This is a genomic window from Actinoplanes flavus (assembly GCF_017592555.1).
GTDB classification, from domain to species: Bacteria; Actinomycetota; Actinomycetes; order Mycobacteriales; family Micromonosporaceae; genus Actinoplanes; species Actinoplanes flavus.
Map to the genome: position 1 here is coordinate 188,615 of NZ_JAGFNS010000019.1, position 11,388 is coordinate 200,002.

Sequence of the window (11,388 nt, forward strand, 5' to 3'; positions counted from 1 at the left end):
CGGTGGAGAGGGCTGGGTGGCAGGGGCGTTACTGGCTGTGGGGCGCCAGGGCGAGAGTTCGGCGGGCGTCCCGGATTACGGCCAGGTCGACCATGCGGCCGCGGGCGTCCAGACAGACTCCGCCGCCGGCGGCCTCGAAGCGGGTGATCAGGTCGCGGGCGGTGGCGATCTCCTCGCTGCTCGGGGTGAACGCGTCGTGGACCACCGGGATCTGGGCCGGGTGGATGCAGGCGCGGCCGCGGAAGCCGAGACGTTTCAGGGCCTGCGTCGAACGGCGCAGCGCCTCCAGGTCACGGAAGTCGGTGGTGACCGCGGCTGCGGGTGGCTCGATTCCGGCGGCCGCAGAGGCGAGGACGACGCTTGATCGTACGAAAAGGAGCTCTTGATCTTGGTCTCCGGGGGTTATGCCCAGCTCGGCGCTGAGATCGGCCTCGCCGATCTGCAACCGGGTGACGCGAGGCGCCGACGCGATGGCCGCTGCCGCGAGGATCGCCTGCGGGGTCTCCAAAAGGGGTACGAGGCCGACCACACCCGCCGGATCGTGCTCGTCCAGCAACCGAGCCAGGTCGGTGAGCCGGTCCAGGGAAGCCTTCGCCACGACCAGGCCGCGCAGTGCGGGCGCGATGACCGCACGCGCGTCGTCGAGACCGTCCGGACCAAAGTTGTTCGGCGCGAGGACCGCACGCGCGTCGTCGAGCCCGTCCGGACCAAAGTTGCTCGGCCCGATGACCGCACGCGCATCGTCGAGCCCGCCGGACCAAAGTTGCTCGGCCCGATGACCGCACGCGCATCGTCGAGCCCGTCCGGACCAAAGTTGCTCGGCCCGATGACCGCACGCGCATCGTCGAGCCCGTCCGGCCCGAAGTTGTTCGGCGCGATGACGGCACGGGCGTCGTCGAGGCCGTCTGGGCCGGAGTTGATTCGCACCCAGACCGGCGCGTCGGCCGGCAGCGACCGCAGCCATGTGGCGACCGTGCGGCGGGCCGCCTGCTTCTCGCCAGGCGGGACCGCGTCCTCCAGGTCGGCGATGAGCGCGTCGGCGCCCCGGGTCAGGGCGGAGGCCAGCATCGTCGGCTGGTTGCCGGGGACGTACAGGAAGGATCTCATCCGATCGTCGCCGCCCCGGACAGCAGCGCGCGGGCGATGACCACGCGCTGGATGTCGTTGGTGCCCTCGCCGATCATCATGAGCGGGGCGTCCCGGTAGAGGCGCTCCACCACGAACTCCTTGGAGTATCCGTAACCGCCGTGCACCTGCATCGAGTTGAGTGCACAGAACACGGCGGCCTCGGACGCGAAGGCCTTGGCCATGCCGGCCTCCATGTCGACGCGGTGGCCCCCGTCGGAACGGGACGCGGCCCAGTAGACGAGCAGCCGGGCGGCCTGCACCTGGGCGGCCATCTCGGCGATTTTCAGCTGGACCGCCTGGAAATCGCCGATCGGTTTTCCGAACGCCTTGCGCTGTCCGGCGTATGCGAGGGCCTCGTCGTAGGCGGCCTGGGCGATGCCGAGGGCGCGGGCGGCCACGTTGATCCGGCCGGTCTCCAGGCCGGAGAGCACCTGCTGCATGCCGCGGCCCTCGACGCCGCCGAGCAGCTGGGCCGCCGGGACGCGGACGTCCTCCAGCAGGACCTCGCACGACTCGGTGCCCTTGTAGCCGAGTTTCGGCAGGTCACGTTCGACGGTGAAGCCGGGGGTGCCGGCCTCGACGAGGATCACCGACATGCCCTTGTGCGCGGGGGTCGCGGCCGGGTCGGTCTTGCAGAGGACGGGCAGCGGGTCGGCGTACCGGGCGTTGGTGATCCAGGTCTTGCGGCCGTTGATCACGTAGTGGTCGCCGTCGCGGACGGCCACGGTGGCGATGCCCTGCAGGTCGGTTCCGGCGTCCGGTTCGGTCAGAGCGATTCCGGTACGCCGCTTGCCGCTGGCCAGATCAGGCAGATATCTCGACTTCTGGTCATCGGTACCGTGCCGGGCGATCAGCCAGCAGGACAGCGAGTGGCTGCCGAGGATGCCGGCGATGCCCATCCAGCCCTTGGCGATCTCCTCGAAGGTGAGCGCGAAACTGACCATGTCGACGCCCAGCCCGCCGTACTCCTCGGGCACCGTGAGACCGAAAAGGCCCAGTTCACGCATGGTTTCGACGATCTCGGTGGGGTATCGGCCGGACGCCTCCCACTCCTGCGCGACCGGCCGGATCTCGCGGTCCACGAAGTTCCGGAGCACGTCGCGGAACATCCGCTGCTCGTCGTTCAGGTCAAAGTCCATCGTCACTCCCTGTGAAAGCACTCCCGGTGAAGTCACTCTCGGTGAAAGCACTCCCGATGACGTCACTCCCGATGACGTCATCCCCGGTGACGTCGCTCCCGATGACGTCGCTCCCGGTGAAGACCGGGGGGTCGGAGCCCTCGACGAGGCGGACGGGCTGGTCGCAGCGGGGGTCGGCGACACCGGTGAGGTGGGTGAGCACGATCGGGCCCTCGGTGAGACGGACCCGCGCGAGCACGAAGGGCTCCCCGGCGCGGTGGACGACGGTGAAGCTGTCCACGGTCCCGGTGCCGGCCGCCTCCACCTCGTCCGGCCGGCCGTCGCCGCACGTGACACAGATCGGGCGCGGATAGTGCTGGTAGGACCTGCAGCTCGTACAGTGCTGGATCCTCACCGGTCCACCCCCAGGATCACGGTGGCGTGGCTGGAGAAGATGCCGCCGGTGCCGTGCGCGAGGGCCGTCGACGCGCCCGCCACCTGCCGGTCGCCGCATTCGCCGCGCAGCTGCCGCACCGCCTCGACCAGCAGCAGCACCCCGAACTGGCCGGGATGGCAGTAGGCCAGCCCACCACCGGTGGTGTTGTGCGGTGTGGTGACGGCGAGCCCTTCGCCGGGCGCGGCGAAACCGAGCGCTTCCAGGCCGAGCGGCACCGAGACGGTGAACGCGTCGTAGAGCTGCACCACGTCGATGTCGGCCGGGGTCAGCCCGGCCCGGGCGAAGGCGCGCCGGCCGGAGTCGATGGCCCCGGTCCGCAGCAGGTCCGGTTCGCTCGCCATGCCGGTGTGGGTCAGCGCCTCCCCGTAGCCGAGCACCTCGACCGGCCGTCTCGGCAGGTCCCTGGCGCGTTCCAGGGAGGTCAGGACGATCGCGCCACCGCCGTCGGTGACCAGGCAGCAGTCCAGCGTGCCGAGCGGGCTGGAGATCTGCGGCGCGGCCAGGACGTCGTCGACGGTGAGCGGGCCTCTCCCGTACGTCCATGCCTGGGGGTTGATCTGAGCCCGCGCCCGCGCGGCGACGGCGACCGACGCGAGGTCCGCGCGGGTCAGGCCGTGAACGTGCAGGTAGCGCTGGGCGACCATGGCGTAGTAGGAGATCGGGTAGAGCGGACGGTAGGGCGCCTCCCATGCGGCCTCCGGCGTGCCGTCCTCGTGGACCGCGGTCAGTGAACGGCTGCGGGCGGAGCGCTGGTTGCTGGCGAAAGAGATGACGACCGTCGAACACTGGCCGGCGGCGATGGCCTGGGCGGCGCGGGCCACGTACATCTCGAAGACCGCGCCCCCGGCGAACGTCGAGTCGCACCACGCCGGCCGCACGCCCAGCCAGTCGGCGAGCTGGGTGGCCGAGAAGCGGGAGATGCCGTTGGTGGCGATGCCGTCCACCTGGGACAGCGTCAGCCCGGCGTCGTCGAGCGCCCGGGTGACCGCCTGGGTCTGCAACTCCAGGATCGTCTTCCCGGTGGCGCCGAGGTCGCATTCGGCGGCGCCGGCGATGGCGACGCCGGTCATGGCAGGGTCAGTGTCGCCGCGGCGGGGGCCACCGCGATCCGGCCATCCTCGACGACTTCGACGCGCAGGTCGACCTCGACCGTGCCGGCCTCCTGGCGGACGGCCGTGCCGACGCAGCGGATCGTCTCGCCGGCGAAGACCAGGCTCTTGAAGCGGAACGACAGGGCGGTGACGACCGCGTCCGGGCCGAACCACTCGCGCAGGGCGACGGCGAGGTACGCGCCGAACACCTGGCCGTCGACGACCGGCTTGCCGAGGCCGCGTTCGCGCAGGTAGTCGGCGTCGTAGTGGAGTTTGTGCCAGTCCCAGGTCGCGCCGGCGTACGCGATCATGTCGGGCAGTTCAATCCGCTGTTCCCTAACGAGCGACATAGATCAGCGTCTCCTCGTTGACGGCCAGGAGGCGGCCGGCCTGGTCGGTGTAGGTGGCGATCGAGGTGACGACCAGCATCGTCTTGCCACTCCCGGTGACCCGCTCGGTCATGTCGGCCAGCTTCCAGCGGGCGGTGATCACGTCGTCCGGGCCGACCGGGCGTTCGAAACGATAGGCGTTTCCACCACGGATCAGCCGGGTGCCCGGTACGTCCAGATGCCACCCGTGCCCGGCGTAGCCGTCGGCGTCCCGGGGCAGGTTGGCGTACTGGTTGGTCTCGCAGATCAGCGTCGGCGGGGCCACGTCGCCGGCCAGGTGCGCCGGGTCGGTGTCGCCGGTGGCCAGCGCGAAGTAGCGGATCGCGGCCCGGCCCAGCGGTTCCGGCGCGGTGTAGACCCGTTCCTCTCCGATCCGCGCGGCCAGCTCCGCGGTCAGCAGCGTCACGACAGCACCGCCGTCGGCACCGTCTCCAGGAGGAACTCCGGGCGCAGCAGGGCCGAGCAGACCACCGCGGTGACGACCGCGTTCGGGAAACGCGTCTCCCGCAGGACGGCCGTGCGCGGATAGTCGGCGACCGCGTCCGGGGTCAGGTATTCCACCAGGTGGACGACGTTCTCGCCGGTGGCGCCGGTTTCGGCCAGGACGGTCTGGATGCTCTGGTAGACGTACCCGGCCTGGGCGACCAGATCCCCGGCGTGGATCGCCTGCTGGCTGACCGGGTCCAGCGCGCCGAACCCGGCCAGGTAGACGCGGTTCGCCGCCCGTACGGCCGGTTTGTAGGTGAGCGTGTCGTAGCGGGCCCAGCCGGGATTGAGCGCCTCGAGCCGCCCGGACGCGGCGAGCGCGTCCAGCGACACCTGGGCGCCCGGCGCCACCGGGACGTCGACCAGGATGCCGGCGGCGCCCGGATGCACCGGCCCGACGCCGAGGATCTCCCGGCGTGGCCGTCCACACCGGGGATAGTCGGCGCGGGTCGCGGTCGCCGTGTAGTCGACTGTCCGGACCAGCGCGCCGGTGCCCGATCCGGCCACCGCCAGCAGCGCGGCGATCCGTTCCAGGCACCAGCGGTACTGGTCACGGAAGTCGCCCGCGGTGGTGTGCACGCTCGGCAGGTAGGTGACACCGTCCGCCACCCGGATCACGTCGTCGCCGTCGATGTGCAGCGTTCCGCCGCCCGGGTGGGTGATGACCGCGACGGCGTAGGGCGCGCCGGAGCCGACGATCTGCTCGACCGGCACCCGCGACACCGGCGCGCGATGCTCCCCGAACACCGCCTTCCTCCCGGCGTCGAGGGCCGCCGGGTCGGCCAGGGCGGCGGCCGTGACGTATTCGGTCACGTGGACCACGTCTCCGATCGGCACGTCGAGCTGGTCGTAGCCGGGCACGGCCGGCCGATACACGGTCACGAAAGGCACCCTTCGATCGCATCCAGCAGAGACACCGGGTCGACGGCCGCGAAGACCGCCTCCGCGCCGGGTCCGAGGTTCGCGGCGGCCTTGGTGCGCGCTCTCCCGCCGGTGGGCCGCTCCACCCGGGCGGTCCGGCCGTCGCCCTCGACGATGCCGGGTGCGTCCGCGGCGACCACGTCGGCGGCGCCGGCCCGCACGGTGGTCCGGGCGGCCAGATCCAGGATCTCCGGCCGGTCCAGGTCCTCGAACGTGTCCAGGTCCACCCGGCCGTCGACGACCATCGCGGCGACACACCAGTAGACGCTGAACCTGGCCTGGTAGGCGCTGCGCGGCCGCCGTTTCTCCAGACCACCGACGATCGGTACGGCGTCCGGGTGCAATGTCACGATCAGCGCCGACGGTGTGCTGCCGGTGAACTCGCCGGCCGCGTCGATCGAGGCATGCGTGAGCTGGCAGGCCGGGTACGGCTTGATCCCGATCCGGGTCGTCTCCCACCGTTCACCGAGTTCGCCCAGCAGCAGGTCGCGGTCGGGCTCGCGGGTGGTCATGGTCCGGAAGAGGCCGTACTCGCCGTCGAGCGCCCCGGCCGGACCGGTCGCGCCGGCGGCGGCGAGGCGGGCGGCGAGGATGCCGTTCGCGGCGGCGGTGCCCGGGTGCAGCTGCTTGGTGCTGGCCGGGCTGTGCAGGAACTCCAGCAGCCCGCTGGCCCCGCTCGCCGCGATCCCGATCGCGTGTGCCAGCCGCGTCTCGTCCAGGCCGATCAGCTTTCCGGCGGTGACGGCCGCGCCGACGACCCCGCACATCGAGGTCGCGTGCAGCCCGCGCGCGTGGAATCCGTGCGGCGCCGACGCGCCGAGACGGCAGACGACTTCGAGGCCCGCGACCAGCGCGGTGATCATCTCACTGCCGCGCGCCCCGGTCTGTTCTCCCACGGCAAGAGCCACCGGTACGGTCACCGCGCTCGCGTGCACCAATCCGCCGGCGTGGGTGTCGTCGAAATCGAGCGCGTGTACGGCGACGGCGTTCCCGAACGCGGCCGCCACCGCGCCGACCCGCGCCCCGCTGAACAGCCGTGCCTCGGGCGGGCCGCCGAGCCCGCGCGCGACGGTGAGCGCGGGTTCGGCGGCGCCGCGTCCGATGCCGGCGACCGCACAGCCGACAGCGTCGATCAGATGCTCCCGGGCCGCCTCGACAACCGTGTTCGGCAGCAAGGTGAAGTCGAGCCCGGCAACCCATCGAGCCAGTACGACCGCCGCCGGCTCACCCCCACAGCAATCAACTCCACCCGAATCACCATCAGCCACCTCCACATCGACGGCGTCCACATTGACCAACTCAACATCGACGCCATCAATGCGAGGCCCATCAACACGAACAGCATCAACACACACGCCGTCAATGGGTGGGGTGTCGACACGAACAGCATCAACACACGCGCCATCAACGCGAGACCCATCAACGCGAGACCCGTCAACGCGTGCGCCATCGACGCGAGACTCATCAACACGAACGGCACCAACACACGCGCCGTCAATGCGAGACCCCTCAACGCGTGCGCCATCGACGCGAGACTCATCAACACGAACGGCATCAACACACGCGCCGTCTATGCGAGACCCATCAACGCGGGCGGCATCAACGCGTGCGCCGTCGATGGGAGGGGCGTCGACACGATGCGGGTTGACGGTGGACAGGTCGGGATCGCGGGCGCTGGTCACTCGGGGTCCTTGCCGAAAGCGCCGGAGGACCGTAGTTCGGTCAGGCGGGTGTCGGAGTAGCCGAGGAGTTCGGCGACGTACCCCAGGTCTTCTCCCCGGCGCGGAGCGCGGCGGTAGGCCGGCGGCGCGTCGCCCACCCGGACCGGTGACGCGACCTGGCGCACGGTGCCGTAATGCGGATGCTCGGTCTCCACGACGAGCCCGCGCGCGAGCGTGTGCGGGTCACGCAGCGCAGCTGCCACATCATTGACCGGACCGCACGGAATGCCGGCCGGTTCAAGCAGGGCCAGCCACTCGGCGGTCGTCCGGGTCGCGAAGATGTTCTCCAGCAGCGGGAGCAGCACCTCAGCGTGCATGCGCCGATCCGCGAAAGTGGCGAACCGAGGATCGCTCAGCGCCGTCCCACCCTCGCCGCCAGCGGCGGCGCCCGGACCGACCGCGCCCCGAGCGGCGGCACTCGGACCAGCCGCGCCCTGAGCGGCGGCGTTCAGACCAGCCCCACCCTGAGCGGCGGCACTCAGACCAGCCCCACCCTGAGCAGCGACACTCGAACCAGCCGCGCCCTGGCTGGGGGCATTAAGACCGGCCCCACCCTGAGCAGCAACACTCAGACCAGCCCCACCCTGAGCAGCAACACTCAGACCAGCCCCACCCTGAGCAGCAACACTCGAACCAGCCCCACCCTGAGCAGCAACACTCAGACCAGCCCCACCCTGAGCAGCAACACTCGAACCAGCCCCACCCTGAGCAGCGACACTCGAACCAGGCGCACCCTGAATGGCGGCGTTCGAAGCGAAAGCGTTCGAAGCGAGAGCGTTTGAGGGTGGGAGGGTTTCGAGGACGGCGACCAAGCGGTGCCAGAACTTCTCTTTGGCGCAACCCACCACGACCCAGCCGTCGGCCGACGGGAACAGCTGGAACGGGACCAGGGACGGGTGGGCGGAGTGGCGGGTCCGGGCGGGTTCGAAGCCGGCGTTCAGGTGCCAGGTCGCCGGGTAGGTGAGCATGCCGACGGCGGTATCGAAGAGGCTCAGGTCGCAGTCCATGCCGTGGCCGTCGCGGCGGGCCGCGTGGACTCCGGCGAGCAGGGCGATGGCGGCGACGTAACCGCCGGAGTAGTCGACGATGGACAGGCCGGACTTGGTGGGTGGGCCGCCCGGTTCGCCGGTCAGGTCCATCCAGCCGGCCAGGCCCTGGAGGATGTAGTCGTAGCCGGGCTGGGCGGCGCGCGGGCCGGTCATGCCGAAGCCGGTCAGCGAGCAGCAGACGATGCTCGGGTTGATGTGTCTGAGCTGGTCGTAGGTGATGCCGATCTTCGCGGGCACGTCGCCGCGGAGGTTGGAGTAGACGGCGTCGGAGTGGCGTACCAGGTCTTCGAAGACCTCGCGGCCGGCGGGGGACGCCAGGTCGAGGGAGAGGGAGCGTTTGCCGCGGTTGAACGTCTCGAAGAACAGCGAGTCCTCGCCGTGCTGGTAGGGCGGCACGTAGCGGCCGACATCGCCGCCGGTCCCCGGTTCTTCGATCTTGATGACGTCGGCGCCCAGGTCGGCGAGGTGGACCGAGCCGAACGGGCCGGCGCCGTACTGTTCGACGGCGACGATGCGGATGTCCTCGAGTGGCCTCAACACATGCTCCCGACGAGTTCCAGCAGGCGGTTCTGGGCGTGCCGTACCTCGTCGGCGGGCAGGCCGTAGGACGGCGGGGAGAGTTTGATCGCGTCGGCCAGGCCGTCGTATTCGAGGATCCGGGCGGCGCAGTGTGCGGGGGTTCCGGCGATGGTGAAGGCGTCGACCATCGCGTCGGGGATCAGGTCGCCGAGGGTGTCGGCGGGGCGGCCGGAGCGCAGGGCCCCGGAGGCGGTCACGCAGACGTCGGCGAATCCGGCGGCGCCGAACATGTCGGCGTAGGAGCGGACCGAGGCGTAGAAGCCGACCACGTTGGCGGCGCGGCGGCGGGCGGCGGCCGCGTCGCTGTCGACCGAACAGCAGGCGGCGGCGACCACGTCGAAGCCCGGCACAAGACCACCCCCGGAAGAAGAGCCCGACACAAGACCACCCGCGAAAGAGGAGCCCGACACCAGACCACCCGCGGAAGAAGAGCCCGACACGAGATCACCCGCCGAAGAGGGGCCCACACCAGGGACGGACGAGCGGGCGAGGCCGGATCGCAGCGCCGGCCAGATGTGTGAACGCAGCTCCGCGGGCGGGCACAGCTCGTGGGCGATCCAGCCGTCGGCGACCTCACCGGCGAGCGCGACCATGGCCGGCCCGACCCCGGCGAGGTAGATCGGTAGGTGCGGGCGGACCGGTGGATAGGGCCGCCGCCAGCCGCGCACCCGGATCGAGCGGAGTCCTTGGTGGACGATCGGGTCGCCGCCGGCGAGGATCGCGCGGACGATGGCGACCGTGTCACGCAGCCGGGGCAGCGGGCGGTCGAAGGAGACGCCGTGCCAGTCCTGGTTGAGCCGGGCCACGCCGGTGCCGAGGCCGAGCCGGAACCGGCCTTCGGACAGTTCGTCGAGGTCGGCGGCGGCGAGGGCGGTCAGCATGGCGCTGCGGGCGAAGGCGAGCGCGATGCCCGTACCGATGCCGATGCGAGAGTGACCACCCGCGTGCCTGCCGGTGGCGGCGGCGAGTGCGGAGGCTGTCACGAAGGCGCTGCGGTGCAGCTCGGGGGCCCAGACGACGCCGGCGCCGGCGTTCTCGGCGGCCCGGGCGGCGCCGGCCAGTTCGGCCATCGTCTCGCCCCAGGGCTGCACGTCGAGTCGCATCTACGTGGCCTCGGACGTGGGGCCGTGGCCGCGTTTGTAGGTGAGCATGGTGCGGGTCCAGGTGATGACGTCGGCGCCGTCCTGGTTGAAGCCGGTGGTGAAGACTTTGACGATGCCCGCGTACGGCCGCGATCGGGATTCACGCAGGTCGAGGACCGTGGATGTGGCGTAGATGGTGTCGCCGACGAAGACCGGGTGGGGCATGTCGATCCGCTCCCAGCCGAGGTTGGCGAAGGCGTGCTGGCTGACGTCCGGCACCGACAGGCCGGTCACGATGGCGACCGTGAGGGTGGAGTTGACCAGCAGTTTCCGGTACGGCGTACGCGCTGCGTAGTCGGCGTTGAAGTGGCTCTGGTTGGTGTTCAGCGTCAGGAGGGTGAACCACGTGTTGTCGGCTTCGGAGATGGTGCGGCCGAACGGGTGGCGGTACGTGTCGCCGACGGTGAAGTCTTCGTAATAGCGGCCGAGCATGCGGCGAAGCTAGCACTTGTTTCGCACAGTGGAAAGGTGTTTCCATCGACGCCATGCTCGAAGCGTTTCTCTACCTGCACATCGTGCTCATGGTCTTCTGGCTCGGCGGGGACCTGGGAGTCTTCTACTCCAGCCGGTACGTGATCGACTCCTCGCTGACCCCGGCCGCGCGGCTCACCGCTTTGAAGATCATGCTGGGGCTGGACCTCGGGCCGAAGATCTGCCTCATCCTCTTCCTGCCCAGCGGCCTGACCCTGATCTCGCTGGACGCGCACGGTGGCGAGCTGTGGGGCGTGCGGTTGCTGCCGTGGTGGCTGCTCGTACCGGTCTGGATCGGATCGTTCGTCTGGGTGTGGCTGATGTGGACCGACCACCACGAGCCGGGGAAGCACCCCACCGTGAAGCGGGTCGACGCGGCGATCCGGGTCGCCGTGGTGACCGGGATGGCCGGCATGGGCGTCTTCACCCTGGTCGCCGCCGAGCCGTTCGGGGTCACCACGAACCCGAAGTGGCTGGGCGGCAAGGTCATCCTCTACGCCCTCGCGATCGCGGCGGGGCTGGGCATCCGGCGGCGGCTCAGGCCGTTCGGCCCGGCGTTCTTCGGCACGGTGATGGCGGGCACGGCCGGGGACGACGACGAGGCAACCGTCACGAGGAGTGTCAACGGCTGCCTCCCGTACGTCTGGGTGATCTGGGGTTCGGTCCTGCTGGCCGGCCTTCTCGGCGTGGCCAAGCCGCTGGCGGCCCTCTAGACGAGTAAGTCCTAACTGAGGTCAGTGGTCGTACGCGATTAAGGACCTGGTCAGGGGCTGTCCGGTGGTTCGGTTGTGCCAGATCGCGGCGGTCATGGCGAGCAGGCGTTGGGCGATGCGGGC

General features: G+C 70.6%; 12 protein-coding genes and 2 pseudogenes. 1 reads left to right on the forward strand and 13 read right to left on the reverse strand.

The window, feature by feature from the left end; translation table 11 throughout:
• Positions 1 to 28: 28 nt before the first annotated feature.
• From J5X75_RS46450 to J5X75_RS27595, 12 genes and pseudogenes are all read right to left on the reverse strand, one after another.
• Positions 29 to 964, reverse strand: coding sequence for an HpcH/HpaI aldolase/citrate lyase family protein (locus tag J5X75_RS46450; RefSeq protein WP_208470406.1), 936 nt, complete (start codon positions 962 to 964; stop codon positions 29 to 31).
• Positions 916 to 1,107, reverse strand: a pseudogene (locus J5X75_RS45605) (aldolase/citrate lyase family protein); the annotation flags it as partial. The pseudogene J5X75_RS45605 and the gene J5X75_RS46450, both read right to left, overlap by 49 nt.
• Positions 1,104 to 2,267, reverse strand: coding sequence for an acyl-CoA dehydrogenase family protein (locus tag J5X75_RS27545; protein WP_238489447.1), 1,164 nt, complete (start codon positions 2,265 to 2,267; stop codon positions 1,104 to 1,106). The gene J5X75_RS27545 and the pseudogene J5X75_RS45605, both read right to left, overlap by 4 nt.
• Positions 2,257 to 2,661: a Zn-ribbon domain-containing OB-fold protein gene (locus J5X75_RS27550; RefSeq protein WP_208470428.1), complete on the reverse strand. Its 405-nt coding sequence runs from the start codon at positions 2,659 to 2,661 to the stop codon at positions 2,257 to 2,259. Before J5X75_RS27550 ends, J5X75_RS27545 begins: the two co-directional genes overlap by 11 nt.
• Positions 2,658 to 3,773, reverse strand: coding sequence for a thiolase C-terminal domain-containing protein (locus J5X75_RS27555; protein ID WP_208470408.1), 1,116 nt, complete (start codon positions 3,771 to 3,773; stop codon positions 2,658 to 2,660). Before J5X75_RS27555 ends, J5X75_RS27550 begins: the two co-directional genes overlap by 4 nt.
• Positions 3,770 to 4,144 (reverse strand): MaoC/PaaZ C-terminal domain-containing protein, encoded by a 375-nt coding sequence (locus tag J5X75_RS27560; protein WP_208470409.1) that lies wholly within the window; start codon positions 4,142 to 4,144, stop codon positions 3,770 to 3,772. Before J5X75_RS27560 ends, J5X75_RS27555 begins: the two co-directional genes overlap by 4 nt.
• A complete protein-coding gene (locus tag J5X75_RS27565) occupies positions 4,131 to 4,589 on the reverse strand; it encodes an FAS1-like dehydratase domain-containing protein (RefSeq protein ID WP_208470410.1) in 459 nt (152 codons plus the stop codon). The genes J5X75_RS27560 and J5X75_RS27565 overlap by 14 nt, the downstream gene beginning before the upstream one ends.
• Positions 4,586 to 5,551: a RidA family protein gene (locus tag J5X75_RS46105; protein ID WP_208470411.1), complete on the reverse strand. Its 966-nt coding sequence runs from the start codon at positions 5,549 to 5,551 to the stop codon at positions 4,586 to 4,588. The genes J5X75_RS27565 and J5X75_RS46105 overlap by 4 nt, the downstream gene beginning before the upstream one ends.
• Positions 5,548 to 7,272: an MmgE/PrpD family protein gene (locus tag J5X75_RS27575; protein WP_307798289.1), complete on the reverse strand. Its 1,725-nt coding sequence runs from the start codon at positions 7,270 to 7,272 to the stop codon at positions 5,548 to 5,550. The genes J5X75_RS46105 and J5X75_RS27575 overlap by 4 nt, the downstream gene beginning before the upstream one ends.
• Positions 7,269 to 8,897, reverse strand: a complete 1,629-nt coding sequence (locus J5X75_RS44680; protein WP_238489455.1) for a CaiB/BaiF CoA transferase family protein — start codon at positions 8,895 to 8,897, stop codon at positions 7,269 to 7,271. The genes J5X75_RS27575 and J5X75_RS44680 overlap by 4 nt, the downstream gene beginning before the upstream one ends.
• A complete protein-coding gene (locus J5X75_RS27590; protein ID WP_208470412.1) occupies positions 8,894 to 10,042 on the reverse strand; it encodes an LLM class flavin-dependent oxidoreductase in 1,149 nt (382 codons plus the stop codon). Before J5X75_RS27590 ends, J5X75_RS44680 begins: the two co-directional genes overlap by 4 nt.
• Positions 10,043 to 10,513, reverse strand: coding sequence for a MaoC family dehydratase (locus J5X75_RS27595; protein WP_208470413.1), 471 nt, complete (start codon positions 10,511 to 10,513; stop codon positions 10,043 to 10,045). It lies immediately after the preceding gene.
• Between the two features lie 53 nt (positions 10,514 to 10,566).
• Between J5X75_RS27595 and J5X75_RS27600 the strand changes: the two genes are divergently transcribed.
• Positions 10,567 to 11,265 (forward strand): hypothetical protein, encoded by a 699-nt coding sequence (locus J5X75_RS27600; RefSeq protein WP_208470414.1) that lies wholly within the window; start codon positions 10,567 to 10,569, stop codon positions 11,263 to 11,265.
• A gap of 21 nt (positions 11,266 to 11,286) precedes the next feature.
• Here J5X75_RS27600 and J5X75_RS44685 read toward each other — a convergent pair.
• Positions 11,287 to 11,388 (reverse strand): annotated as a pseudogene (locus tag J5X75_RS44685) (IS982 family transposase); the annotation flags it as partial.